The sequence below is a fragment of the Pelomicrobium sp. G1 genome (genome assembly GCF_051905455.1).
Classification (GTDB): domain Bacteria; phylum Pseudomonadota; class Gammaproteobacteria; order Burkholderiales; family UBA6910; genus Pelomicrobium.
On record NZ_JBQACR010000001.1, the window covers coordinates 183,205 to 208,185 of the forward strand.

Annotated in this window: 31 protein-coding genes; 15 read left to right on the forward strand and 16 right to left on the reverse strand. The window is 68.2% G+C overall.

The window, feature by feature from the left end:
* Window positions 1–247: 247 nt before the first annotated feature.
* Window positions 248–1,192, reverse strand: coding sequence for an SEC-C metal-binding domain-containing protein (locus tag ACTFO6_RS00885; protein WP_439932572.1), 945 nt, complete (start codon window positions 1,190–1,192; stop codon window positions 248–250).
* A gap of 163 nt (window positions 1,193–1,355) precedes the next feature.
* Between ACTFO6_RS00885 and ACTFO6_RS00890 the strand changes: the two genes are divergently transcribed.
* The 4 genes from ACTFO6_RS00890 to ACTFO6_RS00905 are packed head-to-tail and all read left to right on the forward strand — an operon-like array spanning window position 1,356 to window position 3,090.
* Window positions 1,356–1,643 carry a type II toxin-antitoxin system Phd/YefM family antitoxin gene (locus ACTFO6_RS00890; RefSeq protein ID WP_439932573.1) on the forward strand — a complete coding sequence of 96 codons (288 nt, stop codon included), beginning with the start codon at window positions 1,356–1,358 and terminating at the stop codon, window positions 1,641–1,643.
* Window positions 1,644–1,651: 8 nt separating this feature from the next.
* A complete protein-coding gene (locus tag ACTFO6_RS00895) occupies window positions 1,652–2,347 on the forward strand; it encodes a type II toxin-antitoxin system VapC family toxin (protein WP_439932778.1) in 696 nt (231 codons plus the stop codon).
* A 30-nt stretch (window positions 2,348–2,377) separates the two neighbouring features.
* Window positions 2,378–2,662 (forward strand): type II toxin-antitoxin system Phd/YefM family antitoxin, encoded by a 285-nt coding sequence (locus ACTFO6_RS00900; RefSeq protein WP_439932574.1) that lies wholly within the window; start codon window positions 2,378–2,380, stop codon window positions 2,660–2,662.
* The gene (locus ACTFO6_RS00905; protein ID WP_439932575.1) at window positions 2,659–3,090 is read left to right on the forward strand and encodes a type II toxin-antitoxin system VapC family toxin; all 432 of its coding nucleotides are present in this window, start codon (window positions 2,659–2,661) and stop codon (window positions 3,088–3,090) included. Before ACTFO6_RS00900 ends, ACTFO6_RS00905 begins: the two co-directional genes overlap by 4 nt.
* A 116-nt stretch (window positions 3,091–3,206) precedes the next feature.
* Here ACTFO6_RS00905 and rmuC read toward each other — a convergent pair whose 3' ends face one another.
* The 4 genes from rmuC to ACTFO6_RS00925 all read right to left on the reverse strand — a co-directional run bounded on the left by rmuC (window position 3,207) and on the right by ACTFO6_RS00925 (window position 6,433).
* The gene (gene rmuC / locus ACTFO6_RS00910) at window positions 3,207–4,610 is read right to left on the reverse strand and encodes a DNA recombination protein RmuC (RefSeq protein ID WP_439932576.1); all 1,404 of its coding nucleotides are present in this window, start codon (window positions 4,608–4,610) and stop codon (window positions 3,207–3,209) included.
* Between the two features lie 420 nt (window positions 4,611–5,030).
* On the reverse strand, window positions 5,031–6,014 hold the full coding sequence (locus ACTFO6_RS00915; protein WP_439932577.1) for a helix-turn-helix transcriptional regulator: 984 nt from the start codon (window positions 6,012–6,014) through the stop codon (window positions 5,031–5,033).
* Between the two features lie 18 nt (window positions 6,015–6,032).
* The gene (locus ACTFO6_RS00920) at window positions 6,033–6,308 is read right to left on the reverse strand and encodes a cupin domain-containing protein (protein WP_439932578.1); all 276 of its coding nucleotides are present in this window, start codon (window positions 6,306–6,308) and stop codon (window positions 6,033–6,035) included.
* A gap of 20 nt (window positions 6,309–6,328) precedes the next feature.
* Entirely contained in the window at window positions 6,329–6,433 is a 105-nt protein-coding gene (locus ACTFO6_RS00925) for a 30S ribosomal protein THX (RefSeq protein ID WP_333843740.1), read from the reverse strand.
* Window positions 6,434–6,522: 89 nt separating this feature from the next.
* Here ACTFO6_RS00925 and ACTFO6_RS00930 point away from each other — a divergent pair, with 89 nt between their 5' ends.
* The 6 genes from ACTFO6_RS00930 (at window position 6,523) to ACTFO6_RS00955 (ending at window position 12,632) form a co-directional block, all read left to right on the forward strand.
* A complete protein-coding gene (locus ACTFO6_RS00930; protein WP_439932579.1) occupies window positions 6,523–7,737 on the forward strand; it encodes a bifunctional alpha/beta hydrolase/OsmC family protein in 1,215 nt (404 codons plus the stop codon).
* A gap of 436 nt (window positions 7,738–8,173) precedes the next feature.
* A complete protein-coding gene (locus tag ACTFO6_RS00935; RefSeq protein ID WP_439932580.1) occupies window positions 8,174–8,941 on the forward strand; it encodes a response regulator transcription factor in 768 nt (255 codons plus the stop codon).
* Window positions 8,942–9,125: 184 nt separating this feature from the next.
* A complete protein-coding gene (locus ACTFO6_RS00940) occupies window positions 9,126–10,247 on the forward strand; it encodes an MlaE family ABC transporter permease (protein ID WP_439932581.1) in 1,122 nt (373 codons plus the stop codon).
* Complete coding sequence (locus tag ACTFO6_RS00945; protein ID WP_439932582.1) at window positions 10,247–11,047, forward strand: ABC transporter ATP-binding protein; 801 nt, start codon at window positions 10,247–10,249, stop codon at window positions 11,045–11,047. The genes ACTFO6_RS00940 and ACTFO6_RS00945 overlap by 1 nt, the downstream gene beginning before the upstream one ends.
* 8 nt (window positions 11,048–11,055) lie before the next feature.
* Window positions 11,056–12,018: an MlaD family protein gene (locus ACTFO6_RS00950; protein ID WP_439932583.1), complete on the forward strand. Its 963-nt coding sequence runs from the start codon at window positions 11,056–11,058 to the stop codon at window positions 12,016–12,018.
* Window positions 12,015–12,632: an ABC-type transport auxiliary lipoprotein family protein gene (locus ACTFO6_RS00955; protein ID WP_439932584.1), complete on the forward strand. Its 618-nt coding sequence runs from the start codon at window positions 12,015–12,017 to the stop codon at window positions 12,630–12,632. Before ACTFO6_RS00950 ends, ACTFO6_RS00955 begins: the two co-directional genes overlap by 4 nt.
* A gap of 69 nt (window positions 12,633–12,701) precedes the next feature.
* Here ACTFO6_RS00955 and ACTFO6_RS00960 read toward each other — a convergent pair whose 3' ends face one another.
* The 11 genes from ACTFO6_RS00960 to ACTFO6_RS01010 all read right to left on the reverse strand — a co-directional run bounded on the left by ACTFO6_RS00960 (window position 12,702) and on the right by ACTFO6_RS01010 (window position 21,214).
* On the reverse strand, window positions 12,702–13,337 hold the full coding sequence (locus tag ACTFO6_RS00960) for a hypothetical protein (protein ID WP_439932585.1): 636 nt from the start codon (window positions 13,335–13,337) through the stop codon (window positions 12,702–12,704).
* A gap of 13 nt (window positions 13,338–13,350) precedes the next feature.
* Complete coding sequence (locus ACTFO6_RS00965; protein ID WP_439932586.1) at window positions 13,351–14,004, reverse strand: hypothetical protein; 654 nt, start codon at window positions 14,002–14,004, stop codon at window positions 13,351–13,353.
* Window positions 14,005–14,102: 98 nt separating this feature from the next.
* Window positions 14,103–15,872: a bifunctional isocitrate dehydrogenase kinase/phosphatase gene (gene aceK, locus ACTFO6_RS00970; RefSeq protein ID WP_439932587.1), complete on the reverse strand. Its 1,770-nt coding sequence runs from the start codon at window positions 15,870–15,872 to the stop codon at window positions 14,103–14,105.
* A 68-nt stretch (window positions 15,873–15,940) separates the two neighbouring features.
* Window positions 15,941–16,309, reverse strand: coding sequence for a YidH family protein (locus ACTFO6_RS00975; protein WP_439932588.1), 369 nt, complete (start codon window positions 16,307–16,309; stop codon window positions 15,941–15,943).
* 11 nt (window positions 16,310–16,320) lie between these two features.
* Window positions 16,321–16,746 (reverse strand): thioesterase family protein, encoded by a 426-nt coding sequence (locus ACTFO6_RS00980; RefSeq protein WP_439932589.1) that lies wholly within the window; start codon window positions 16,744–16,746, stop codon window positions 16,321–16,323.
* Window positions 16,743–17,543: an amidohydrolase family protein gene (locus ACTFO6_RS00985; RefSeq protein WP_439932590.1), complete on the reverse strand. Its 801-nt coding sequence runs from the start codon at window positions 17,541–17,543 to the stop codon at window positions 16,743–16,745. Before ACTFO6_RS00985 ends, ACTFO6_RS00980 begins: the two co-directional genes overlap by 4 nt.
* Complete coding sequence (locus tag ACTFO6_RS00990) at window positions 17,540–17,956, reverse strand: DUF488 domain-containing protein (protein WP_439932591.1); 417 nt, start codon at window positions 17,954–17,956, stop codon at window positions 17,540–17,542. The genes ACTFO6_RS00985 and ACTFO6_RS00990 overlap by 4 nt, the downstream gene beginning before the upstream one ends.
* Before the next feature lie 8 nt (window positions 17,957–17,964).
* The gene (locus ACTFO6_RS00995; RefSeq protein ID WP_439932779.1) at window positions 17,965–18,432 is read right to left on the reverse strand and encodes a hypothetical protein; all 468 of its coding nucleotides are present in this window, start codon (window positions 18,430–18,432) and stop codon (window positions 17,965–17,967) included.
* A 23-nt stretch (window positions 18,433–18,455) separates the two neighbouring features.
* Window positions 18,456–18,779: a YnfA family protein gene (locus ACTFO6_RS01000; RefSeq protein ID WP_439932780.1), complete on the reverse strand. Its 324-nt coding sequence runs from the start codon at window positions 18,777–18,779 to the stop codon at window positions 18,456–18,458.
* Between the two features lie 124 nt (window positions 18,780–18,903).
* Window positions 18,904–20,247, reverse strand: a complete 1,344-nt coding sequence (locus ACTFO6_RS01005) for a TAXI family TRAP transporter solute-binding subunit (RefSeq protein WP_439932592.1) — start codon at window positions 20,245–20,247, stop codon at window positions 18,904–18,906.
* Window positions 20,248–20,323: 76 nt separating this feature from the next.
* A complete protein-coding gene (locus ACTFO6_RS01010) occupies window positions 20,324–21,214 on the reverse strand; it encodes a hypothetical protein (RefSeq protein ID WP_439932593.1) in 891 nt (296 codons plus the stop codon).
* Between the two features lie 257 nt (window positions 21,215–21,471).
* On the opposite strand from ACTFO6_RS01010, the gene thiL reads away from it, so the two are divergent.
* From thiL to recA, 5 genes are all read left to right on the forward strand, one after another.
* Window positions 21,472–22,428, forward strand: a complete 957-nt coding sequence (gene thiL, locus ACTFO6_RS01015) for a thiamine-phosphate kinase (RefSeq protein WP_439932594.1) — start codon at window positions 21,472–21,474, stop codon at window positions 22,426–22,428.
* Complete coding sequence (locus ACTFO6_RS01020) at window positions 22,412–22,915, forward strand: phosphatidylglycerophosphatase A family protein (RefSeq protein ID WP_439932595.1); 504 nt, start codon at window positions 22,412–22,414, stop codon at window positions 22,913–22,915. The genes thiL and ACTFO6_RS01020 overlap by 17 nt, the downstream gene beginning before the upstream one ends.
* 5 nt (window positions 22,916–22,920) lie before the next feature.
* The gene (locus ACTFO6_RS01025; RefSeq protein ID WP_439932596.1) at window positions 22,921–23,415 is read left to right on the forward strand and encodes a CinA family protein; all 495 of its coding nucleotides are present in this window, start codon (window positions 22,921–22,923) and stop codon (window positions 23,413–23,415) included.
* A complete protein-coding gene (locus ACTFO6_RS01030) occupies window positions 23,412–23,807 on the forward strand; it encodes a YkvA family protein (protein ID WP_439932597.1) in 396 nt (131 codons plus the stop codon). Before ACTFO6_RS01025 ends, ACTFO6_RS01030 begins: the two co-directional genes overlap by 4 nt.
* A gap of 127 nt (window positions 23,808–23,934) precedes the next feature.
* Window positions 23,935–24,954 carry a recombinase RecA gene (gene recA / locus ACTFO6_RS01035; RefSeq protein WP_439932598.1) on the forward strand — a complete coding sequence of 340 codons (1,020 nt, stop codon included), beginning with the start codon at window positions 23,935–23,937 and terminating at the stop codon, window positions 24,952–24,954.
* Window positions 24,955–24,981 lie beyond the last annotated feature (27 nt).

Below are 24,981 nucleotides of genomic sequence, written 5' to 3' on the forward strand. Positions count from 1 at the left end.
GTCCACGGGAGTGTCGGCTCGGGGCATGCATGACAAAATTGCGCGCTCCCTTGAGCGCGTCCAAGCGCTGAAGGAGATCATCATCCGGGAGCGCGGTCGGCCGGTCTCGCGTCTTGGGCCCTTTCCGCAGGTCGGGGCAACATCGCTGGAGGGCGCGCGAGCACCCTTGCCTAAGGGACGCCGGAAGAAATCGTTGCAGCGCATCTCCTTTTTTCCTTCGACGAGAACTCAGGCCCGCGAGCCGGCTTTACGATTCTTCCTTGAGCAGGCAGCACTTCTTGTATTTTTTCCCGCTGCCGCAGGGGCAGGGGTCGTTGCGGCCGATCTTGGGACCTGGCCGCACATAGGGTTCCTCGACAGCGAAGTCATCTTCATCGCTCTCCTCGTCCCCGCGGTCCTCTTCCGCCCACCGCGCCTGGCGGCGCTCGATGGCCGTGGGCGCATAAAACGCCCAGGGATCGTCGAAGCGATCCCACTGGGGTTTCTCGTTCATGGCCGTGAAGGCTTGCCGCACGTCGTCTTGGGAGAAATGCACGCCCCATCCCGTCTGCCGCGCCGCCAGATCCTCGAGCAGTGCGCGATGGCGCTCGCGGGGAAAATCGAGCAGTTTGTTGCCGGCCGCGAGGCGCAACGTCCAATCCTCCGATTCGTCGACGGCGATGCCCGCCGCCCAGTCGAGCGCGGCTTCCAATGCGTCCGCGCTGCGCCGTTGGGCGAAGGCAATGATCGACTCGACCGCCTGGATGCGCATATACCAATCGACACCGCGCTCGAGGGCCAGCTCGCGAAGGGGCGCCTCCACCGCCTCGGGCTTGTTGCGGAAAAGCGCCGGCCAGTAGCCGGAGAGCCAGTCCTGAAGGTTCTCGTCTTGCGCCCGTTCCATGCGCCGCATGAAGGAGACGAGCAGTCTCCCCGCGGATTCGCTGGGGATGAGCCCCAGGATCATCACCGCGTGTAGTCTGAGCCACCATTGGCCGAGAGCGATTTGGTCGTTCCAGAACGCTTCCTGGTGTGCAAGAGCGGCGAGGCGATCTACCATCGCTTCGCCGCGGCGGGCGCATTCGTCGATGAGCGCGCGCGGGGCGCGGTCTTCGTCGGCGACGAGCAGGTGCAGCAGCTCGTCTTGGCCGAGCCGAGCCAGTTCCTCGGGAGCGTAGGCGGGCAAGGGCAGTGGGTTGGATGCAGCGTTCACTCAGTGGTTCTCCTTTCGCCGGCGGCTTCGGCTTCGTTTCGTAAGCGCCCACATCGTCCATCTTGCGGGTGTAGATCAGGGCCATTCGGATGCGTGCCACCGTCTCGTTGATATCGAGCCTTTGTGACTACAATGTGTCATGTAGTCACATCGGGAGGCAGCCGTGGAAGTCTCGGTGCGGGAACTCAAAAGCCGCCTGTCCGAATACCTGCGCCGGGCGGCGGCCGGCGAGGAGGTGATCGTGACCTCGCGGGGCAAGGCCGTGGCGCGCTTGAGCGCTCCGCGATCGGTACGACGGGACACGCCTTCCGAGGAGGAGGCAGTGGCCTTTCTGCGCAGCCAGTCCTGGATCCGGCCGGGAAAGGGCAAACCCCGCTTGCCAGAATATGTCGCGCGGCTCAAGCCCGGTGAGAAAACGCAGGCCGAGATCGTGGCCGAAGAGCGCGGATAATCCTTTATCTGGATACTTCCGCCCTGGTGAAATTGTTCGTTCCGGAGGTGTATTCCGAGGCGGTGCGCCGCGGCGTGCGGGCGGGCAGCGTCATTGCGACGCACTTGCTCGCCTACGCGGAGGCTTGTTGCGCTTTCGCGCGTCTGGCGGAGGCGCGAAAGGATGAATCGCTGTACCGGCGCTTGCGGCGTAGGCTCGATGCGCACTGGGCGGAGCGGGAAATTATCCAGGTCGAGGAGCATCCGGTTCGGCGCGCGGCGGATTTTTGCGCCCGGTACCGGTTGCGCGGCGACGACAGCATCCATCTCGCTGCTGCCGAAAGAGTCTGTAGCGCGACTCGCGGCCGTGCCGACTTCCGGTTTGGCGTGTTCGACGCCAGACTGGCGCGCGCCGCAGCCGAGCTGGGGTTGACTTTGCTCGAAGCTCGATCCCTGAGTCATGCCGATTCGGTCGGCGGGCAAGACGCGGTTCATTGCGGATCGTCGTTGGACACGCTGGACGAAAGGGGCGCCGCCCGCAGCGCCCGCGGGGCGCGCTCGACGGGCTCGATCGTCTCGATCTCGACGCCCTCCGGCGCGGCCTTGAGGTCCCGCAGGCGCCGGGCGGAGGCGAGCGCACGGAATTCGTACGGTGGGAAGGGCGCGAACCCGTTTTCGTGCTGTAAACCGTTTCTTGCGTGCCGCAACGTTTTGTGGCTACAATGAAAAAAGTTGTGGCCACATCGGGAAACTGTCATGGAAGTCTCGGTCCGCGAACTGAAAAACCGCTTGTCCGAGTATCTGCGCCGGGCTGCGGCGGGCGAGGAAGTGCTGATCAAGTCGCACGGCCGGTCGGTCGCGAGACTGGTTCCTGCGCCGACAGGCAGGGAGGACACGGAAGCCGCCGCGATTGCGCGTATCCGCGCGCTCCCGTTTGTGATTCCCGGCAAGGGCGGCAAGCCGGAAGGCGCGAAACGTCCCATCAAGATCAAGCCCGGTGAGAAAACCCTGGCGCAAATTGTGATTGAGGGCCGGGAGTGATCCTTTATCTGGATACGTCCGCCTTGGTCAAGCTCTACGTGCGAGAAGATGGCTCGTCCCTGGTCGGACACGCGGTAAGGCAAGCAAGCCTCACCGTCTGTCATCTGCTCGCCTATGTGGAACTCCGTGCGGCGTTTGCAAGAAAGCATCGGCTGCGGGAAATCAGCGAGCGGGAGCTCGCTGCCTGCAAGCGCGAATTGGAGCGAACTTGGCCGCGTTTTGAGCGGCTGCGCGCTGACGAAGCTCTGATCCGGCAGGCAGGAAACCTGGCGGAACGCTTCGGCTTGAAAGGCTACGACAGCGTGCATTTGGCCGCTGCCGAAGCGATTTTTCGCGCCGCAGGCCCCGCTGCGGAATTTCGCTTTGCCGCCTTCGACGGCGGCCTGACAAAGGCCGCTGTCAGGCTTGGCATGCAGCTTCTGACTTGAACCGAGCGGACCCGGACACTCCTCCTCGGCGATCCGGCGCGGGGGCGGGAACGGCTTGAGCCCGTGCAAAGCGGACTCGCCGCGCATTGCGCTTTTGAAGAATTGCGCGTCGTTCCTCATTCTTTCCCGTCCGAAGATATCGGTAAAAGCCCTGGCGCCTGCAGCGCCCGGGGGGCGCGCTCGATGGGCTCGATCGTCTCGATCTCCACGCCTTCCGGCGCGGCCTTGAGGTCGGCGAGGCGCCGCGCGGAAACCAGCACGCGCGTCTCCAGGGTGGCGGTGGCGCTGTTGTAGGCATCCACGGCCTTGCCCAGCCGGTCGCCGACGTTCGCCCAGTGCTCGGCGAGCTTGGCGATGCGCTCGTAAAGCTGCCGGCCGAGGTCGGCGACCACCTGGGCGTTCCTGGCGAGGGCCTCCTGGCGCCAGCCATAGGCCACGGCCCGCAGCAGGGCGATGAGGGTGGTGGGGGTGGCGGGGATCACGCGCTCGTTGACCCCGAACTCGATCAGCCCCGGGTCCTGCTGGAGGGCGGCGGAGAAGAACATCTCCCCCGGCAAGAACAGCACGACGAATTCGGGCGTGGGATCGAACTGCCCCCAGTAGGCCTTGCGACCGAGGGCGGTCATGTGGTCGCGCACCTGGCGGGCATGGTCGGCGAGGTACATTTGCCGGGTCTCGTCGTCCCCCGCCTCCACGGCCCGGAGATATGCCTCCACCGGCGCTTTCGAGTCCACCACGATTTGCTTCCCGCCGGGGAGCCGCACGATCAGGTCTGGGCGCAGGTGCCCCTCTTCGGTCGCGCGGGATTCCTGCTCCACGAAGTCGCAGTATTCCAGCATCCCGGCCATCTCGACCACGCGCTTGAGCTGTATCTCGCCCCAGCGACCCCGCACCGTGGGCTGGCGCAGCGCCTTCACGAGATTAGCCGTTTCGTTGCGCAGCATGGGGAGATGCGTGTCCACCAGGCTCTTCAACTGCTCGCTCAGCGCGGCGTAGGCGGATACCCGCGCCTTTTCCAACTCCCCCAGCTTGCCGTCGACTTTCTCCAGCGATTCGCGGATTGGCTTGACCAGCTCGTCCACCGCCTTCCGGCGCGCTTCCAGGTCGCCTCTCGCGCCTTCCTGGAACTTTTCCAGGGTGGCCTTGGCGAGATCGAGGAAGGACTGGTTGTTGCTCTGGAGCGCTTCGGCGGAGAGGGCCTTGAAGGCGTCGGAGAGGGCGGTTCGGGCTTCCTCCAGAAGCCTGAGTTTTTCTTCGGCCGCCCGGCGCTCGGCGGCGAGCCGCTCTTCGGCCGCCACCCGCCGCTCGGACTCTTCCCGCAACGCTTGCGCCGAGCGCGCCTGCTCGGCCCTGAGCGCTTCGATCTCGCGGGTCCTCTCCGCGAGCTGCTGCTCCGCGGATGCCAGGCGCGCTTCCAGAGCCGCAGCCGCGGTCTTTGCCAGCAGGCCGCGAACCCACCAGGCGGCGAGCCCTCCGGCGATCAGGAAGATCAGGGCGATCCATTCAGCGGACACGGGCATTCTCTTTGCAAGAATTTGTCATGACGGCCTTGGCTGCCAGCAGGTCACACGGCAATCCTACCGGTTCTCACGATCAAAACGCGATAGCGGCCGCCCAGGTCGAAGGAAATTTTCCTCTATTCAGACGGCGGGGAAGGGGCAACGCAAGCTTGCGAGGGTCCCAAGCGACGGCAGGGGCAAACAGGGGCGCCTTTTTCTATGGGCGTATCCCTGCCAGCCTTCGAGCGGGCGTCCGGCTGAGACAGCCGTTCAGCCACGTCTTGCATTTCCTCCAGGGCCAGGATGATGCGCTCCAGGAGCAGGGCGGCCCAGCGCCGGAGTTGCTCCCGGCGCGCCCCTTCCCAGGTCGTCAGCCTCCAGTCCACGCCGTCTTCCGGTCGCTCGGTTTCCGCCATCGCCTTACAACCTCGTGCGTCCGGATTACATGGAGTTCAGTGCGGCGTACTGGGCCAGCGCCTTTTTCAGGCGCTCCACCACCAGGTCGCGCAGACTTTCGGGAGCGACCACTTCCACATCCGGCCCGTAGCGCAGGATGTCCATCGCGAGTTCGGTGGGGTCTCGGAAGGGGATTTGCAGCTCGTAGCGGCCGTCCGTCAGGAACTGGCCCTGCTGCTTGGGATGCCAGCGCTCGTCGGCCACCCACCGGGCCCGCTCGGGGGAGAAGCGCAGCACGGCCACCTGGTTCGCTCGCCCTGCGAAGATGCCGTAGCTCGAGGCGAGGTGCTCGTCGAGGCGCTCGTCGGGGATCTCTTCGGCCGGCTGGTCCAGCTCCTCGGCCCGGCGCACCCGGTCCACCGAGAAGCTTCTGAGCGCCCGGCGGGTGTGGCACCAGGCGTCCAGGTACCAGTTATCCCGGTAGCGGGTAAGGCGCTGGGGCGAGACGGTGCGCTCGGAGACCTCGTCCTTGGAGCGGGCGTGGTAGCGCAAGCGCAGCCGCCGGCGCTGGAGCGTGGCGCTGGCGAGCACGTGGAACCACTCGCCCGCGGGTCGGGCCGCCATGCCGAGGAGCCGGATGCGGCGGCCGACCTCGGTGAGCCCGAGGCGCTGGTGGCGGATGAGCGCCGTGATGCGCTCCTTGAGGGGCGTGAGGTGGTCCCCAAGAAGGCCGGGCTCCAGGGACTCGAAAAGCTGCTCGAAGACGAGCAGGGCTTGAAGCTCCCGGGCGTTGAACCACAGTCCCGGCAGCTCGTAGGCGGCCCCGTCCCCGTCCCGCCGGTAGGCATAGCCCCCCGCCTCCTTGTCGTGCTCGATGGGGGCGCCCAGGTAGTCCTTCATCTCCCGCAGCAGCCGGTAGACCGTGGGTTCGGAGCACTCCAGCCGGTCTGTCAGCTCGGCGAGGGATACCGGGCTGCGGCGCCCTTGCAGGATGCGGTGGAGCTGATAGATGCGGTCGAATTTGTCCACGGGCCGGCGGGGCGTTTTTCAGCGGCGCCGGTAGCCGTAGAACCAGCGGTTCTCGCCGGCCCCGGGGTTTCTCACGCTATGGCGCGCGCCGGCGGGTATCAGGACCTCCTCGCCCGGGCGCAGTCGCAGGGTCTTACCCTGGAATGCGAGCTCCAGCTCGCCCGCGTCCAGCATGACCAGCTCGTCCACGTCGTGGACGAAGTCGATCCACTGCCGCCCCGGCGGATCGGTCCAGATGTCGCAGGAAAAGCCCCGCGCCGACCAGTCGGCCTTGACCCTCGCGTAGTCGGGCATGGGACTGCCGCGGAAGGAATTTATTTGCCCTTGGGGGCCGGCTGCTTCTTTTTACGGGGGCGGGTGACGCCGTAGGAACCATTGTAGATCTTGCCTCGGCGCGTGCGGCGATCGCCTTTGCCCATCGTTGACCCTCCTTCGTGTCAAGAGTAAAAAGCGGTCCTATTCTAACGAGAATCCCGCAGACCTGAAGCCCACGTCCGGAGAACTTCCCATGCAGCCGATCCACTTTCCCGGCGCCCTCGGGGAACCCCTGGCCGCCCGCCTCGACCTGCCGGCGGGCGAGGTGATCGCCTATGCCCTTTTTGCCCACTGCTTCACCTGCTCCAAGGACAGCCTGGCCGCCGCCCGGGTGAGCGCCGAGCTCAAGGCCCAGGGGATCGCCGTGCTGCGCTTCGACTTCACCGGGTTGGGGGGCAGCCAGGGGGACTTCGCCAACACCGGCTTCTCCTCCAACGTGGCGGACGTGGTGGCCGCGGCGGCCTACCTGCGCCGGGAGCATGAAGCCCCCCGGCTGCTCATCGGCCACAGCCTGGGGGGCGCCGCGGTGCTGGCCGCAGCCCGGGAAATCCCGGAAGCGGCGGCGCTGGTCACCATCGGCGCGCCGGCGGAGCCGGCCCACGTGGCCCGGCTGCTCGCCCCGGCCCGGGCGGAGATCGAGGCCCGGGGCGAGGCGGAGGTGGAGCTCGCCGGGCGCCGCTTTCGCATCCGGCGGGAATTCCTGGACGATCTCGCCCGGGCGAACATCCTGAAGAGCCTCGGTAACCTGCGCAAGGCGCTCCTCGTCATGCACTCGCCCCGGGACACGGTGGTGGACATCGAGAACGCCGCCCGCCTGTTTATGGCTGCTAAGCATCCCAAGAGCTTCGTCTCCCTGGATGAGGCCGATCACCTGATCACGCACCGGGAGGACGCCGCTTACGTGGCACGGGTCCTCGCCGCCTGGGCGAGCCGGTATTTGGGGCGAGGTGAAAGTCGTCAGGAGACCTCGCCGGCGTGCCCCGAGGGGGTGGTGCGGGTCGAAGAGGAGGGCAGCGGGAAATACGCCCAGACGATCTGCGCCGGACGCCATCGGCTGCGGGCCGACGAGCCGCAATCCTACGGCGGCACCGACACGGGTCCCTCGCCCTACCAGTTACTCCTGGCGAGCCTCGGCGCCTGCACTTCCATGACCCTGCGCATGTACGCCGACCAGAAGGGCTGGCCCCTGGAGCGGGTGGCGGTGGAGCTTAAGCACGAGAAGATCCACGCGGCCGATTGCGAAACGTGCGAAACCAAGGAGGGCAGGGTGGACCGCATCGAGCGGGTGATCGAGCTCGAGGGCGCCCTCGACGAGGCCCAGCGCGGGCGGTTGCTGGAGATCGCTAACAAGTGCCCGGTGCACCGCACCCTGCATTCCGAAGTGACGATCCCCACCCGTTTGAAATAGGCCCGTCAAGGGCATCGCCGTGGATTCTCCCAGCCCGGCGCCAGTTGCGGGTGGTCGTGGGAGGCGACCGGAGGGCGGACGAGCGCACGCAGAGGCTTCCCTGGCCGTCCGGGATCGAGCCCACGATAGGACCGCCTAACCTGTCGAAGGCGGCGACAGGGCCGACGGCTTCCCGTCGAAGGCGCCCGTTTTCCCTGTTTTCCCTTGTGGGCTCAAGACTTGCCGAGTCGCCGCCGGGGCTGGCCGGGCCGGTTTCCCACCTTTCTTAAACAGGCAGGCGTTCCCTCCCCTCTCACATCTTCATGAATTATAAAAATTTTCCTTGTCCTGGCCGGCAAGCCAGGGTGCTGGCACAGCCCTTGCACTTAATCCGGTGCAAAAAAATTCAATCCAAAGGACGAGGCGGACCAGTTAGGAAGAGAAGGGAGGTATCCAATTGCGTATCGCCATTTTGGTCTACGACCGCGAGCAGGCCGAGCAGCTCAAGCAGAGCCTGCAGAAAGCCGGGCACGATTGCCACGTGTTCGGCGGCGGCCGCCAATTCCTCGTCACCGCTGGCCGCGAGAGCTTCGACGTGCTGCTGGTGGATTGGGAATTGACCGACATGACCGGGGTGGATGTGCTGCGCGCGGTGCGTCGCGGCTCGTCCTGCGACATGCCGGTGATCTTCGTGAGCCATCGCAACGCCGAGCGGGACGTGGCGGACGCCCTGAACGCCGGGGGCGACGACTACATCGTGCCCCCGGTGCGGCCGCTGGAGTTCGCCGCCCGGTTGAACGCCGTCTGGCGGCGGGCTAACCCGCGCATCGAGGCCCGGATCCTGGAGTTCCCGCCCTACGTGCTGGACCTGAACGAGCGGGAGGTGACCCTGCACGGCCGGCGCGTGGAGCTGACCCAGAAGGAGTTCGACCTGGCCGCGTTCCTGTTCCGCAACATGGGGCGCTTGCTCTCCCGGGGGCACCTCCTGGAAGCGGTGTGGGGCAAGAGCGTGGATGTGCCCACCCGGACCCTGGACACCCACGTGAGCCACCTGCGCAGCAAGCTGGGCCTGCGTCCCGAGAACGGCTATCGCCTCACCACCGTGTACAACTTCGGCTACCGGCTGGAAACCGCGCGTATCCCGGATCCAAGCGTCAAGGAGTTACCCCAGCGGTCCACCGGGACGGGGATCGCCCGGGATGCGGCGCGGGCCAACGCGGGATAAAGCGCCCGCCGTGGCCTGAACTTTTCCCTGGGACGTCGAGCTTGAGCGGGTTTCGGCCCGCTCTTTTTTTCTGGGGGCGAGGAATAGGCGGCGCGGGAGCCGCTGGCTCCCGCGGGGCGACAAACGGGGAGGAACCGGGCTAAACTAGCCGGCGTTTTTTCGGACCGGTGACCGGCGCCCAGTCATGACCGACGGCAGCCCGTGGTTGCGCCTCGAGCCCGGCGAGGGCGGCGCGACGCTGCACCTGATGGGCGCGTGGCGGCTGCCCCAGCTCTCCCGCATCGCGCCCGCGCTGGACCAGGTGGCAGCCCTGCCCCTCGCCGCCCTGGACGGCAGCCGCCTGGAGGCCCTGGACACCTCCGGCGCAGCGGTGATCTGGCAGTTTCTGGCCGCCCGCGGCCTCGATCGGGAGCGCATCGAGCTCAAGCGCTTCGCTCCCCGGCACCTGAGCGTCATGACGTTGGTATCGGAACGGCTCGAGCAAAGCGCCGCCTGCCCGCCTACGACCCACCTGGGGCCGGTGGAGAAGATCGGCCGCGCCGCCCTGGACCTGTACGAGGCCTTGCGGGGCATGACCGCGTTCCTGGGCCAGGTGGCGGCAGAGTTCGCCCGGGTGGCGGCGAAACCCCGCGCGTTCCGCGCTCGCGAGACGGTGTCCCATCTGGAGACCGTGGGGGTGGACGCCATCCCCATCGTGGCCATGGTCACTTTCCTGATCGGCGTGGTGTTCGCCTATCTCCTGGGCATCGTGATCGAGCGCTTCGGCGTCAACATCTTCGTGGTGGACGGGGTGGGGCTCGCCATGTCCCGGGAGCTCTCCCCCATCATCGTCGCCATCATCCTGGCCGGGCGCACCGGCGCCTCCTTCTGCGCCCAGCTCGGCACCATGAAGGTGACCGAGGAGATCGACGCCATCCGCACCCTGGGACTTTCCCCCATCCAAGTGCTGGTCATCCCCCGGCTCGTCGCCATCGTGGTGGCCTTGCCCCTGCTCACCTTTCTGGGCGACGTGATGGGCATCTTGGGCGGCATGCTGATCGCCGACTTGCGGCTCGGCATCTCTGTGCCTACCTTCCTCGACCGCCTGCAGAGTGTGCTCGCCGTGAAGCACGTGTGGGTAGGGCTCGCCAAGGCGCCGGTGTTCGCTCTGTTCATCGCCCTGATCGGCTGCCGCATGGGGATGGCGGTCAAGCGCGACGCCCGCAGCGTCGGCGCGGCCACCACCTCTACGGTGGTGCAGTGCGTCGTCTCGGTGATCCTGCTGGATGCCGGGTTCGCGGTGCTGTTCGTGGAGCTGGGCATCTGATGATCCCTTCGGCCGCCGTCCTGCAGGAGACGCCGGCCGCCCCGCCCGGGGCGGAGGCGGTGGTGGAGGTGGAAGACCTGGTCACCCGGTTCGGCGCGGCCACGGTGCACGACGGGGTGTCGTTCCAGGTGCGGCGGGGGGAGCTCGCGGCCCTGATCGGCGCCAGCGGCTCCGGCAAATCGGTGCTGGTGCGGGAGATCATCGGCCTGCTCAAACCCGCCGCGGGGCGGGTGCGGCTGCTGGGCACCGAGGTCTGGAGCGCCTCCGAGCGGGAGCTGGAAGAGACGCGCCGTCGTTTCGGGATGCTATTCCAGGACGGGGCCCTGTTCTCCTCCCTCTCGGTCGCGGAGAATATCGCGGTGCCGATCAAGGAACACACCGACATTCCGGACGCCCTGATCGAGCCGTTGGTGCGCATCAAGCTGGCGATGGCGGGGCTGCCCAGCTCGGCGGCAGCCAAGATGCCGAGCGAGCTCTCGGGCGGCATGCGCAAGCGGGCGGCCCTCGCCCGGGCCCTGGCCCTGGATCCGGAGATCCTGTTCCTGGATGAGCCGACCTCGGGGCTGGATCCCGTCACCGCCCGGGGTTTCGATCGGCTGATCCAGTTCCTCAACCGGAACCTGGGGATCACGGTGCTCCTCGTCACCCACGACCTGGACACCCTGTTCGGCATCGCCCGGCGGGTGCTGGTCCTGGGGGACGGAAAGCTCCTGGCGGACGGGCCGGTGGAGGAAGTCGCCCGGGTGGACGATCCCTGGGTGCGGGAGTACTTTCACTCCCGACAGGACTTGATGCGCTGAGAAGATCCATGGAACCCCAAGCCCGCTACGCCCTCGTCGGCATCGTGATCCTGGTCCTGGCGGCCGCCCTGGTGGTCTTCATTCTCTGGCTCAACCGGGCCGGGCTGGAGCGGGACACCAAGCCGTTCCTCGTCTTTTTCCGCCACCAATCCCTGGACGGTCTGCAGGTCAACAGCGACGTGAAGATGAGGGGCATCAAGGTGGGATACGTGGCGAGGTATCAGATCGAAGAGGGGGACGTGAACGCGGTGCGGGTGGTGATCCGCGTCGCCGCGGACACGCCGGTGCGCAAGAGCACCCAGGCCACCATCGTGCGCAACCTGGTGACCGGGCTGGCGGCCATCCATCTCATCAACACCGATGAGAAGAGCCCGCCCAACACCGAGCCGCCCCCGGGCTTGCCGTACCCGGTGATCGCCGAGGCCGAGGGCACCCAGGAAGTGACCGACGCCCTGAGCCGTTTCGCCGAAGAGGGGGTCAAGACCCTGGAGCAACTGCAGCTCGTGCTCACCGACGACAACGTCGCCCGGATCCGGGGCACTTTGTCCAACCTGGAGAACCTCACCCTGCAGCTCGAGCAGCAGGCCCCGGCCCTGCGGGAAGCCCTCCTCGCCGTGACCCAGGCCGCCGGAGAACTCACCGCCGCCGGCGCCACGGTCAGCCGGGCGGCCAAGGGGCTGGATCACCACGTGGGCGAAATTGCCCAGGGAACGAAGGAGGCCCTGGCCGAGGCGAGGCAAACCCTGGCCGAGGCGCGGAAGCGCCTGGTTTCCCTGGAGCGGGACCTCGGGGCGGTGGCGGGCCATCTGGAGCGCCTCTCCGACACCGGGAACCTGGAGTTGCAGGCGACCGCCCGGGAGCTGCGGGCGGCCGCGGATTCCCTTTCCCGCACCGCGCGGCGGCTGGAAGACCCCCGCGCGGTGCTGTTCGGCCCCCACGCGGGCGAGCTGGGGCCGGGGGAGAAGCGATGAGGCGAACCCCAAGGGCGGGGGCGGCGCTCGCCGGGCTTGCCCTGCTCCTCATGCTTTCGGCATGCATGACGCTGCGGGAGCAGCCCGCCGTCTATTACGTCCTGGGGGACGGGGCTTCCCCTTCCGCCTCGCTGGCGCGGGCGCAAGGGGCGTCCCCCCGGCTGCTGGTGGCCCCCACCGAAGTGAAGAGCTTCTACGACACCGCGTCCATCGCCTTCAGCCGGGCCCCCGGCACCCGGGGCTACTACCAGTATGCCTTCTGGACCGAGCGGCCCGGGCAGGCGTTCACGCGGCTTCTGGCGGCGCGGTTGGAAGCGGCGGGGGCCTTCTCCAGCGTGGCGCTCAGCACTTCGGGCGTGGACGGGGAGCTGATGCTCAACACCACGCTCACCGAGCTCTACCACGACGCCGCCGGCGCGCCCGGCGTGGCCCGGGTGCGCCTGACCGCCGAGCTGGTGGACCGGCGCAGCCGGCGGCTGCTGGCCCGCAGGACCTTCGACCAAGCCGCGCCGGCGGCGAGCTACGACGCGCCGGGGGCGGTCGCGGGCTTCCAGCGGGCGATCGCCGCGCTGCTGGACGACCTGAGCCGGTGGGTGCAGGAAAAAGCCCGGTGACGGGCCTCCGGGGGACAGGACCGGGAACCCGACGGGGAACGCTCCGGCGCCCGCGTTTCAATGACGAAATCATCGCGACGCCGGTTGAGCTTCGCGCACCAGCAGCCCGCTCGCGGATACCTTGATCTCGAACTCGGCCGGGCGGCTCACCGTCACGAAGGTGGCCGAGCCGTATTCCGCGTCCACCAGGGGAGCGAGGAGGGCGTAGCGCCGGCGCAAGAGGAACAGGTCTACCGGCTTGTCCTCGGCCAGGGAATAGACGGTGCGCGGGGCGGTGCGCTCCTGCTCCAGGACAGCGTAGCGCCCGGCGATGCGGGAAAGCTCGTAGGCGGTGTGCAGCCCGAGCAGATTGGCGACGGGCTTCCACTTGAGGATGTGGGCGTCCACGTAGACCTCGTCGCCGGCGAGCTGGAAGGTGTGCTCCTTCCCATCGGGGAGCCGCACCCGCGCCTCGAATCGCTGGGGCCCGATGGGCGTGACCGAGATCCACGCCGCGGTTTCTTCCCGGACGAGGGCCTGGTAGCCCAGGGTGGCGACGGCGAGGGTTGCGAACAGCGCCCCAATTGCCAAGGCGAGCAAGGCGGAAGCGATCCACGACAGGGAGGCGAGGGGGCGACGGCGCAACGCCGCCCGCAGGCCGCCTGCAAACGCCACGAGCCCGAGGGCGGCGGAAGCTGCCGCGATGGCGTAGACGGTGCTCGTCATGGGGCCTGGGCGCTCAGGTGGCGAACCGGCGCTCGAACTCGGCGCGCACCTCGCTGCGGCGGCGGGGCCAGGCGGCCTCCGCCGCGGGGTTCGCAGGCGAGGCGCCGCAGATCCAGGCCGCCCGGGGACGGCTGCGGTGCGCCTCTTCGTAGTCGAGGGCCCATTGCACCAGCCGCACCCGACGCCCCGGGTCCTGGCGCAACAACTCGAACGCAGCGCCGAGGTTGAGGCGGGACTCGAGCTGTTCGACCGCCCCCATCGCCTCAGGGGACCCGCAACGGGCCGCGTCGACCCGTCCCACCAGGGCAGCGGCGGAGACGAACTCCAGCGCCCGGTCCCGCCAGCCTGCCTTTTCCGCGTACAGCCCCATGAAGTAGAGGGCCGGAATCGCCCCCTGGTGGGCCCGCTGCTCGAGCCAGAACACAGTGAGTTCTGCATCCTCCGCGCTCGCCCGATCCAGGCCCTGGGCCAGGGCCCGGGCGAGGGTCGCCGGGTCGCTCTCCCGCTCGACCTGGGCTAAAGCTTGCACGAAGGCGGAAGCTTCCACCCCGCGCTGGTAGCTGGAATAGATCCAGTAGCCCACCCCCATCATGAGGGCGGCGAAGACGGCGAGCCCGAGGGCGAGATGGAGGAAGAATTTCAGGAAACGCTGGCCGAGGGTCGTCACTGGGGTTCCGCTGCAATGGGGTGCTTACCTGTTCTTCGCGCCGGTCATCGGGAGGTGCTCCTTGCGGTTGACCGCGCCCTGGGCTCCCGGGTTTCCATCTAGGCCGCGCCCGCCCGGGCGGCCCGCCGGCTCGCCGCCGTCCGTGACGGCCGGGCGCGGCGGCAGAAGCGCAGCGACTCCGGGTAGGGGAAGACGTCTTCCTGGATGCCCTGGAGGAGGCGCCGTTGCTTCTCCCGCCAGAACGCCGGGTCCACGAGCTCGGGATGCAGCTCCAGGAAGATCGTCCTGGCGCGGGGATCGGTGAACACGTACCGGGCGAACTGTTCCGGAAACACGTCGTTCTGCCCCACCCCGTACCAGGGCTCGGCGGCGAGCTCCTCTTCGGGCGTGCGCGCTTCGGGAAGAGCCCGGAAGGCACAGTCGGTCACGTAGGCGATCTCGTCGTAGTCGTAGAACACCACCCGGCCGTGGCGGGTGACGCCGAAATTCTTGAGCAGGAGATCCCCGGGAAAGATGTTGGCCCCGGCCAGGTCCTTGATCGCCTGGCCGTACTCCTGAATGGCGTGCCGCAAGCGCGCCTCGTCCGCGTCTTCCAGGTAGAGGTTGAGCGGCACCATGCGCCGCTCGATGTACATGTGCCGGATGATGATCTTGTCGGCCTCGAACTCCACGCTGGAGGCGCAATTGTGCTTGAGTTCCTCCAGGAGCTCCGGATCGAAGCGGGCCACCGGCAGCGCCACGTCGGAGTACTCCAGGGTGTCGGCGAGGCGCCCGACCCGGTCGTGGTACTTCACGATCAGGTATTTCTCCTTGACCGTCTCCCGGTCCATGTCCTTGGGTGGGCCGAAGGTGTCCCGGATGACCTTGAACACGTACGGGTAGGAGGGCAGGGTGAACACCAGCATCACCAGCCCGCGGATGCCCGGGGCGACGCAGAAGTTGTCGCTGGAATGCTCCAGGTGGTGGTGCAAGTCCCGGTAGAAGAGGGTCTTGCCGTGCTTCTGCAGCCCGAGCAGGGTATAGATCTCCGCCGGGGGCTTTTCCGGGAGCAGCTCCCGCAGGAAAGCCACGTAGGCCGAGGGCACCTCCATGTCCACCATGAAGTAGGCGCGGGCGAAGCTGAACAGCACCGCGATGTGGGACGGCTCGAGGAGGAGCGTGTCCACGTAGAGCTCCCGCCGCTCGTTTTGCAGCAGGGGCACCACGAACGGGTACTGGCGGTTGCCGTTGATGGCGCGCCCGACGATGTAGGCTCCCTTGTTGCGGAAAAAGAGGGAGGAGAGCACTTGGAGCTGGAAATTGGGCTGGAGCTGCCAGGGGGAGGGAAAGCGTTCCTCCAGGGCCTGCAGCAGCAGGCCCACGTCCCGCCCCAGGTCCTCGAAGGGATTGCGCAGCCCGAAGCTCAGGAGGATGTCCGTCACCGTGCGCCGCAGCCCCCGGGCGGTCGGGTAGTGGCAGCGATAGGTGGGGGCGTCTCCCTCCAGGTACTCGGTGGAGATGGCCGGGCGCCAGAAGATGAACTGGTTGTGGAAGTAGCGCCGGTGCAGCACCCGGCACGCCACCGAGTTGTAGAACGTCTCCGCGCACTCGGGCTGCCGGTGCTCGTAGAGCAGCCCGATGTAGGCGAGCTTGATGCGGGGCCACAGGGATTCGTCCCCGGCGCCGGGGAAGCGCTGGCGCACCGCCGCCACCGCCTCCGCCACCCGCTGGTCGTACATCTGGATACGCAGCCGCTGGGCTTCCCGGGCCGCCGCCCAGTCGGCGTTCTCGAAGCGCTCCTTGGCCCGGGCGCTCGCCTCCCGGAACAGGCGGTAGTGCTTGTCGAAACCCGCCAGGATGGTGCGGGCGATGTCCTCGTGGACGCTCACGGGCTCCCTGCCGCGTTGCTCGGTCGCATCAATGGTAAGCCGCCAGCCCCCGAAACGGCCAGGGGGTTTCACAGGCCGGAAAGCAGGTACAGGGTGATCGCCAGCCCCAGGGCGGCGAGGGCGAGGTTGGTGACAACCCCGGCGTTGTACCAGTAGCGCTCCGGGATCTCCACGGGTTTCAACTGGCGGATCACCCGGCGGTACTGGGCGGTGGAGACGAGGGCAGTGATGACGCCGAGGACGATAAACGCCACCCCCACCCAGAACGATACGCCGCGCTCAATCGGCCGGGTGGGGTCCGCCGCCAGCATGTGCAGGAATAGCCCGAAGCGCTCGATCACGAAGCCGAACGCCATCAAGGTGAGGCTGGTGCGGGTCCAGGCGAGTAGGGTGCGCTCGGCGGCGAAGAAGACGCGGGGGTCGTCGAGGTAGGACATGAGAGGGGCCCCTATCTCGCCGACGCGGCCTTGTGCCGCATCCGCTCGTTGAACCGCTCGGCGTCGATCACGAAGCGCTGGTGGGTGCCGCGGCTCACCACCTGCAGGCCGTCGTCGGCCTCCACCTCGAACGCGAGCCTGCGGCCGTCCACCTCGATCAGCTTGACCCGTACCCGCACTTCCAGCCCTGGCGGGGTCGCCGCCTCGTGGCTCAGGTCGACGTGGGTGCCTACCGTCATCTCCCGCGGCCAGTCCAGGTAGGGGTTGATAGCTCGGATGCAGGCCCACTCGATGAGACCCACCAGAAATCCGGTGGCGAAGACCCGGGGCATTGCCTGGAATTCCGGCGACTCGGGGTACAGGGCGGGCACCGTCTTCGACTCGGGCACCCGATAGCGGAACTCGTGCTCGATACCAGGTTTCAGGGATTCCTTCACGACGCTTCTCCTTTCGCTTGCGGTGAGCTGACCGGGCTCGATGATGCCGCAGCCCACGGCCGGTAAAAGGCGAGGGCGTTGTCGCATAAAACCTTGCGCGCCTGGCCCTCGTCCAGGGCGTCCAGCACCCGCCGCAGGTCCTCGTCCCGGTAGGGCACGGGGGCGCGGGTGGAGGGAAGATCGGTGCCGAACATGACCCCATCGGGGTTGGCGGCGCAGAGGTCCCTGAGCGCCCGGGGTACGTCCAGGTCTCCGCGCCCGAAGCCCATCGCCTTGACCCGCACGCCCCGCTCCGCCAGGCGCAGCAGGGTGGGGAAGCCTTCGCGGGAAAGCCCCAGGTGATCGATGCTCACCGCAGGCAGGCGCACCAGCCTGCCGGCGAGGGGCGGCAGTTCCCGCGCGTCGACGTAGAGCTCCACGTGCCAGCGGGCGAGGCGGTGCACGCGCCAGGCGAGGGTTTCGAGCTTTTCCAGGGCCTCGGAACCGCCCCGGCGCAGGTTGAAACGCACCGCCCGCACCCCGGCGGCGTCGAGCGCCAGGATCTCCTCGTCGGTGGCGCCGGCGGGCAACTGAGTCACCCCCACGAAGCGCGGGCCCAGCTCTGCCAGGGCCGCCTTGAGGTAACCCTGGTCAAAGCCCTGGAACGACCCCGAGACCACGGCGCCGCCCGCGAGCGCCACCCCTTCCATGCGCCGCAGATAGTCCGCGCAGGTGAACGCCTCGGGCAGGTAGCCGTCGTTGGGCGACAAGGGAAAGCGCGGATCGATGATGTGGAAGTGGCTGTCGAAGATCTTCATCGCCGTCCAGATTCCAGGTACTGGCGCAGCGCCACTGCGTTGTTGCGCTCCTCGTCCCGGGCGCCGAAGAGGAGCGTCACGCGCCCGCGGCGGGCGCGCTCCTTGAGCTCCTCCAGTCGTTCCCGGCGGGCCTCCAGCTCCGAGAAATAGCGGCGGCGGAACTCGTCCCAGCGGGCCGGGTCGTGGCCGTACCATTTGCGCAGGGCGTCCGAAGGGGCGATGTCCTTAAGCCACAGGTCCACCCGGGCAGCGTCCTTGCTCAAGCCCCGGGGCCAGAGCCGGTCCACCAGCACCCGCAGCCCGTCCTCTTCCCGGGGCGGATCGTAGACCCGCCGGACGGCGAATCCCTTGGGCGACGGCGCCCCGGCGGCTTTCCGGGGCGAGGACGAAGGGGAGCGACGGCTCGAAGTCATGTGGCGCCTCAGGCGGGCGAAGCCCCGGCGGCGCGGGCCGCCTCTTCCCGGGAGAGCTTCAGGATGTAGGCGGCGAACTCCTCGTCCTCGCCCTGGAGCAGCCAGGGAAGGAGCTGGCGGAAATCCTCCCGCCGGCACCACTCCCGCATGAAGTCTTCCCAGGAATTCCAGCGGCGGCGCTTCTTCTCCGGCATGTTCTCCTCATAGGCGAGGAGGTAAGCCCGTTCGAACAGGGAAATGAGCATATTGAAGATGACCAGCATGCGTTCCCGCTGTTCCTCGGAAAGGTTGGGCGTCGGCTCCTGGGACATGAGCTTGAGATCCGGGTGGTCGATCACCAGCTTGAGGAAATCCGTGTAGGCGTTGGAGAGGAGCTGGTAGACCTCCTCCTCTTCGTTTTCCCGCTCCTTGCGCTGTTCGATGAGGAACACCGCGATGGCGAACGGCAGGCCGATCACGGTGACCACGTAGCTCATGAGCTCCCAGGTCTCCAGGAAGCTCACGCCGCCCTCGGCCCGAACATGATGACGGCCATTCCGGCGAGGGCCACTAGGCCTCCCAGCAGGTCCCAGCGGTCCGGCACCACCCCGTCCACCGCCCAAAGCCAGAAAAGAGCGGTGAAGACGTAGACGCCCCCATAGGCGGCGTAGACGCGCCCGGCCGTCGTGGGATGCAGGGTGAGGAGCCAGGCGAACAGGGCGAGGCTCGCCGCCGCCGGGAGGAGCAGCCAGGGCGAGCCGCCCTGGCGCAGCCAGAGGTAGGGGAGATAGCAGCCGACGATCTCCGCGACGGCCGTGAGAATGAAGAGCAGGGTGGTTTTCAGGAGCGCCATGGGAAGAGGGGGGAAGCCCGCTCGAAGCGCCATTTTACCGTTCGCCGCGCGAAAACCGGGAAAAGGGGGAGGGGGACAGCGGTAAATGGTTCACCGACCATTTACCGGAGACTCATTAATCGATGGGCAGGACATCGCTTCTTTCCCGCGCCAGTGCCAGCGCGATGCGCCGGCGCACCAGGTGGATGTGAAGGCGAAACGTGTAGAGCCGGTCGGTGTAGGCGAGGGGCATGGGGATGCGGTTGACCGCCTCCTCAATGGCGTCCAGCCGCTCCAGTAATTCCCGCAGCTTGCCCGGGTCCCGTTCCTCCTCCAGGTCCAGCTCCACCGCCTTGAGCTTGGCGTACCACTTGTAGATGCGCGAGTGCACCCGCCAGGCGTAAAGGGGCGGCACGATGCGGGAAAGCGGGATGGCCAGGGCCACGATGGGCAAAAGCATCACCCACAGGCGGTCCACCAGGTTGGCCGCCCAGTAGGGAAGATAGCGCTGGAGGAAAGGCGGGCCGGAGCGATAGTAGCGCCGGGCCTCGTCGCTCAAGGGAAAGTCCGTGTCTTTTCCCGACGGGAATTCCCCGGGGCGGGCGAAGAGGCCCGGCTCTCCGTGGACCTCGGTGGCGGCCCGCAGCAGCAGGTAGGCGAGGGCCGGGTGCAGGCTATCCTTGGCCACCAGGGTCGCCGAGGGGGCGAGGAGGGTCACGTCCCTCGCGGGAAGATCCCGGGCCAGGTCGAGGGCCCCTTGGGGCAGCACCACCTGGGTGAGGAAGGGGAAGCGGCGGGTATAGGCTTCCGCCCGGTCGAAGCTCATGAGCCGCACGCCCGGGGACGCGAGCAGCCGCCGGATCACGGGGGCTTCGGGGGAGCCCACCACAAACAAGGCGTCGATTTTCCCCTGGAGCAGGAGCTCGGTGGCAGCGTTGCTCCCTTGGAACACGAGTCGGGTGGGGGGCTGGGTGGCATGGTTCACCGCTAGGAGCATGAGGGCCAGCGCCCGGGTACCGGAAAGATCGCCGCCCACCGCGATGCGCTTGCCGCGCAACTCGGTGAGGCGGGTGATCTCGCGCGGTGCCCGGTAAAACACCCACAACGGCTCGTAATACATGGTCCCCAGCGACACCAAGTTGGGCGCGTTGGCCGCCGAACCGGTGCCGCCCTGGACGAAGCCCACTTCCACGGGCGAGTCCTCGTTCATCAGCCGCGCCACGTTTTCCAGCGAGCCGCCGGACGTCTCGATCTCCAGCCTGACCCCGTCCCGGGCGAGAATCTCCCGGTAGCGCAGGGCGAAATGGTGGTAACCGCCTTCCGGATCGCCGGTGGTGATCACCAGGGTGTCCGGCGGCGCGGGCTTCACGAACTGGTAGGCGAGCCACAGCCCCGCGGCGACAGCGAAGACGAGGGGCGCCACCGCGAAGAGCAAGTCGCGGGCGGAGAGCTGGGAGATGCGCAGGCGCTTGCGAACCATGGGGGCGGCCGGAAGCCAGCCGCCGATTATACGGTGTCGCGGTCCTCGGGACGGCCCGGCCGGACGGGGGCAGGGGTCAGAAGCGGCCCGTCAGGCTGAAGCCGAACACGGGGCTTGGCGCCAGCTCCTCGTTGTAGAGCTCGATCCCGGCACTGTTCTCCAGCCTGAGCTCGCCGCCCAGAAGCGCGCCGGCGTACACGTCCACGCTGAAACGCGGGCCCAGGCTGCGGGCGAGGTGCAGGAACGCCGCCACGCCCCGTTCCTCGCCGACCCCGTAGGGAGCGAGCCCCGTCGCGTCCAGGGGGAAGCGGGCGTTGCGGTAGGCGCCGCCGGCGCCGATCTCCCATGCGTCGGAGAGGCGGTATTTGAGCTCGAGCCCGGCGGGCCCGGTGGGCCCCGTGGCGAGGGGGTTGGTGAGCCGCAGCCGTTCGGTGAACTGCCAGTCCACCGCGAGGAAGGGAAAGGCCCAGAGCCGGTCCAGGCGGTCGAACACGCCCACCCCCAGACCGATGCGCCGTCCGGCCGACACCTCCCGGGCGGCGGAGAGCACGGCGCCGTAGGCGTAGATCGGGCCCCAGCCGGCCGCTCCCTCCCGGGAAGCGCCGAGGAAGGGTGTCGCCGTCCACCACCATCCGTCCCGACCTTGGCGGGTGAGAGACACGCCCTGCTCCATCGATCCTATGGGATCCCGCAGGCTGCGGCCTGGGGCCATAAAGCGGTGGGCGCCCAGCCCGAGGGAGCGCTCCGGTGGAATGCCGAGCCTGGGTCCCGCTGTCGCGGGTCGATTCAGACCCATGTCCCCGGGCCAGGAAAGGCCGCTTGGGGATGCAGGAGAGGAGAGGGACGGTGCCCAGGGCGACGGCTCCCCCGGCCAGCGCAGGCCGTCGGCCCAGGCCTCGCCGCTCAGCCCGATGGCGGACAAGGCAAGGACGATCAACGGGATCTTTCCCGTGCCGGTTCTTCCCATGGCGATTCCTCCCGAGGGCAGGCGGAAGGCCGACACCCGAAATGCATTGCAGGGACCTGCGGAATCATCCACCGGATGGCCCGCCGCAAAGGACCATCGAGGACCCCGTCGGACCGCGCATCGGGCGCGTCTCCTTCTACAAGGATAGAAGCAAATCGGCCCCTGTGCAGGCGCCGGCCCACGTAAAATAATGCAAATTCATCTTCCCCGAAGGCGCCCACGGCCGCGAATATGCATCCTGAGACGCGCTCTGCCGCATGGTTTCCGAGTTCGACCTGATACGCCGTTTTTTTACCCATCCCGCCCCCGGCGCCGTGTTGGGCGTGGGGGACGATGCGGCCCTCATGAAACCGACCCCCGGCCAGGAGCTGGTGGTGTCCACGGACATGCTGGTGGCCGGGCGGCATTTCTTCCTCGACGCCGATCCCGAGAAGCTGGGCCGCAAGGCCCTCGCGGTGAACCTGTCGGACCTGGCGGCCATGGGGGCCCAGCCCCGCTGGACCCTGCTGGCCCTGGCCCTGCCCGAGCCGGACGAGGAGTGGGTGGGCGCGTTCGCCCGGGGTTTCATGGACTTGGCGGCCCAATTCCGCGTGGATCTGGTGGGGGGCGACACCACCCACGGTCCCCTCAACGTGTGCGTCACGGTGCTGGGCGAGGTGCCGGACGGGGAAGCGCTGCGGCGCGACGGGGCCAAGGCGGGCGATGACATCTGGATATCTGGCACCGTGGGCGACGCGGCCCTGGCGCTGGCCCATCTGCGACGGCGCCTCGCCCTCGACCCCCACGACGCGGCCTTCTGTCTCGCCCGCCTGGACACCCCTACCCCCCGGGTGGCGTTGGGCATGGCCCTGCGCGGCATCGCCCACGCCGCCATCGACGTGTCGGACGGCCTCGCCCAGGATTTGGGGCACATCTTGGAGCGCTCGGAGGTGGGCGCCGTCCTGGAATTCTCCCGGCTGCCCCGCTCGGCGGTGATGGCGCGCCTCGCCGACCGCCGGCTCGCCGCCCAATGCATGCTGGCGGGGGGCGACGACTACGAGCTGCTGTTCACCGCCCCGCCGGGAGTTCGCCGGCTGATCGAGGACCTGGGACGGGAGCTGGGGCTGCCCCTCACCCCCATCGGGCGCATCACGGGGGAGCGCGGCTTCACCCTCCGGGGGGAGGACGGCGCGCCGATCACCCTGGAGAGGATGGGGTTTGACCACTTCCGCTGACTCGGGAAAGGTCCCTTCCTGGCGGGAACTGGGGGCAGATCCGGCCCAGCTCATCGCCTTCGGCTTCGGGCTGGGCAAGATCCCCGCGGCCCCGGGCACCTTCGCCAGCCTGGCCATGCTGCCGGCCTACCAGTGGCTTGCGCCGAGGATGGGCGACGCCGGGTTGCTGGTGCTCGTCGCGCTCATGTTCCTTCTGGGCGTATGGGCGTGCGACCGGGCGGGGCGCGCCTTGGGGGCCCATGACCACGGCGGCATGGTGTGGGACGAGATGACGGCGTTTTTGCTGGTGCTCTCTTTTACGCCGCAAGCCCTTCTCTGGCAGGCGTTCGCCTTCCTCCTCTTTCGCCTGTTCGACGTGGCGAAGCCTCCGCCCATCCGCCGCTTGGAGCGGCGGTTCCAGAACGGTTTCGGGGTCATGCTGGACGACGTGATCGCGGCGTTCTACACGCTCCTCGCCCTGGCGGCCTGGCGGGCCCTCACGGGGTAGGCGGCATGGACGCGAAACTCCTGCGGCTGGCGGAAGAAGCGGGCCGGGCCCTCCAGGGGGCGGGCTGGATGCTGGTCACCGCCGAGTCCTGCACCGGGGGCTGGATCGCCCAGGCGGTGACCACGGTGCCCGGCGCCTCGGCCTGGTTCGACCGGGGCTTCGTCGTCTATTCGAACGCGGCCAAGGAGGAGCTGCTGGGCGTGCGCCCGAGCACCCTGGCGGCCCACGGCGCGGTGTCGGAAGAAGCGGTGAGGGAGATGGCGCAAGGGGCCCTCGAGCGCAGCCGCGCCCAGGTGGCGGTGGCGGTGAGCGGCATCGCCGGCCCCACCGGCGGCACGCGGGAGAAGCCGGTGGGCACGGTGTGCATCGCCTGGGCGGTTCGGGAGGGGTCTACCCGGGTCGAAACCCATTGCTTCTCTGGAGACCGGGAGGCCGTGCGCCGGCAGGCGGTAGAAGCGGCCCTGGACGGAATCGCCCGCTGCGCCCGAGGAGGTAGATGAACCGAGCTTGCCGCGAATCGTGGCGCGCCTGGGCCCGGGCACTCAAGCGGGAAGTCTACGCCCTTTATCTGTGCGCCCGGCATCCCCGCACCCCTTGGTACGCCAAGCTTCTCGTGGGCCTCATCGTGGCCTATGCCTTGAGCCCCATCGATCTGATCCCCGACTTCGTACCGGTGCTGGGCTACCTGGACGAGGCGGTCCTGCTGCCCCTCGCTATCCTGCTGGCCCTGCGCATGGTGCCCGCCGACGTGCTGGCGGAGTGCCGCGACCGGGCCGCCGGCGCCTTCGCCGGAGGGAAGCCGGTTTCCCGGGTCGCCGCCGCGGTCATCGTGGGCCTGTGGATCGCGGCCGCCGCGGCCCTCGGGCTCACGGCCTGGGCCTGGATGCGGTAGCCCGGACATTTCACGAAGATCCCCGGCAATCGGGCCACGGCATGCAGCGCCATCACCTGACGCCTGGGGACGCTTATGCCATAATTTTTGTTTTTCCCATCATCCGGTTCGCGAGGGACGGGCATCCATGGACGACCACAAGAGCAAGGCGTTGGCGGCGGCGCTGTCGCAGATCGAAAAACAGTTCGGCAAAGGCTCCATCATGCGCATGGGGGAGGCCGAGGTGGCCCGGGACATCCAGGTGGTGTCCACCGGCTCCCTCGGGCTCGACATCGCGTTGGGGGTGGGCGGGCTGCCCCGGGGCCGGATCGTGGAGATCTACGGCCCGGAGTCCTCCGGCAAGACGACCCTGGCGCTCCAGGTGATCGCGGAAGCGCAAAAGCAGGGCGGCATCGCCGCCTTCATCGACGCGGAGCACGCCCTCGACCCCGTCTACGCCGGCAAGCTGGGCGTGGACGTGGGCAATCTCCTCATTTCCCAACCGGATTCCGGCGAGCAGGCCCTGGAGATCGCCGACATGCTGGTGCGCTCGGGCAGCGTGGACGTGGTGGTGGTGGACTCGGTGGCGGCCCTCACGCCCCGGGCGGAGCTGGAGGGGGAGATGGGCGAGCCCCAGATGGGCCTCCAGGCCCGGCTCATGTCCCAGGCCCTGCGCAAGCTCACCGCCAACATCAAGCGCTCCAACACCCTGGTGGTCTTCATCAACCAGATCCGGATGAAGATCGGGGTCATGTTCGGCAACCCGGAGACCACCACCGGCGGCAATGCCCTCAAGTTCTACGCCTCGGTGCGCATCGACATCCGGCGCACCGGCTCCATCAAGCGGGGCGAAGAGGTGATCGGCAACGAGACCCGGGCCAAGGTGGTCAAAAATAAGGTGGCGCCGCCCTTTCGCCAGGCGGATTTCGACATCCTCTACGGCGAAGGCATCTCCCGGGAAGGGGAGATCGTGGACCTGGGGGTGAGCTACCGGGTGCTGGAGAAGTCCGGCGCCTGGTACGCCTACAAGGGGGAAAAAATCGGCCAGGGCAAGGACAACTGCCGGGAGTACCTGAAGGAGCATCCCGAAATCGCCCGGGAGATCGAGATGAAGATCCGGGAGGCGGCCGGGGTAAAGGCGCCCGAGGCGGAGGCGGCCACGGCCTGAAGCGGGCGGCCCGGGGGGATGAGGGGC

Coding starts and splice junctions, on each gene's coding strand:
- ACTFO6_RS00925 (WP_333843740.1), bottom strand. CDS start 6,433: ATGGGCAAAGGCGATCGCCGCACGCGCCGAGGCAAGATCTACAATGGT.
- ACTFO6_RS00945 (WP_439932582.1), top strand. CDS start 10,247: ATGATCCCTTCGGCCGCCGTCCTGCAGGAGACGCCGGCCGCCCCGCCC.
- ACTFO6_RS00975 (WP_439932588.1), bottom strand. CDS start 16,309: ATGTCCTACCTCGACGACCCCCGCGTCTTCTTCGCCGCCGAGCGCACC.
- thiL (WP_439932594.1), top strand. CDS start 21,472: ATGGTTTCCGAGTTCGACCTGATACGCCGTTTTTTTACCCATCCCGCC.
- rmuC (WP_439932576.1), bottom strand. CDS start 4,610: ATGCCCGTGTCCGCTGAATGGATCGCCCTGATCTTCCTGATCGCCGGA.
- ACTFO6_RS00990 (WP_439932591.1), bottom strand. CDS start 17,956: ATGACTTCGAGCCGTCGCTCCCCTTCGTCCTCGCCCCGGAAAGCCGCC.
- ACTFO6_RS01025 (WP_439932596.1), top strand. CDS start 22,921: ATGGACGCGAAACTCCTGCGGCTGGCGGAAGAAGCGGGCCGGGCCCTC.
- ACTFO6_RS00955 (WP_439932584.1), top strand. CDS start 12,015: ATGAGGCGAACCCCAAGGGCGGGGGCGGCGCTCGCCGGGCTTGCCCTG.
- ACTFO6_RS00940 (WP_439932581.1), top strand. CDS start 9,126: ATGACCGACGGCAGCCCGTGGTTGCGCCTCGAGCCCGGCGAGGGCGGC.
- ACTFO6_RS00900 (WP_439932574.1), top strand. CDS start 2,378: ATGGAAGTCTCGGTCCGCGAACTGAAAAACCGCTTGTCCGAGTATCTG.
- ACTFO6_RS01010 (WP_439932593.1), bottom strand. CDS start 21,214: ATGGGAAGAACCGGCACGGGAAAGATCCCGTTGATCGTCCTTGCCTTG.
- ACTFO6_RS00950 (WP_439932583.1), top strand. CDS start 11,056: ATGGAACCCCAAGCCCGCTACGCCCTCGTCGGCATCGTGATCCTGGTC.
- recA (WP_439932598.1), top strand. CDS start 23,935: ATGGACGACCACAAGAGCAAGGCGTTGGCGGCGGCGCTGTCGCAGATC.
- ACTFO6_RS00995 (WP_439932779.1), bottom strand. CDS start 18,432: ATGAGCTACGTGGTCACCGTGATCGGCCTGCCGTTCGCCATCGCGGTG.
- ACTFO6_RS00920 (WP_439932578.1), bottom strand. CDS start 6,308: ATGCCCGACTACGCGAGGGTCAAGGCCGACTGGTCGGCGCGGGGCTTT.
- ACTFO6_RS00985 (WP_439932590.1), bottom strand. CDS start 17,543: ATGAAGATCTTCGACAGCCACTTCCACATCATCGATCCGCGCTTTCCC.
- ACTFO6_RS01005 (WP_439932592.1), bottom strand. CDS start 20,247: ATGGTTCGCAAGCGCCTGCGCATCTCCCAGCTCTCCGCCCGCGACTTG.
- ACTFO6_RS00930 (WP_439932579.1), top strand. CDS start 6,523: ATGCAGCCGATCCACTTTCCCGGCGCCCTCGGGGAACCCCTGGCCGCC.
- ACTFO6_RS00960 (WP_439932585.1), bottom strand. CDS start 13,337: ATGACGAGCACCGTCTACGCCATCGCGGCAGCTTCCGCCGCCCTCGGG.
- ACTFO6_RS01030 (WP_439932597.1), top strand. CDS start 23,412: ATGAACCGAGCTTGCCGCGAATCGTGGCGCGCCTGGGCCCGGGCACTC.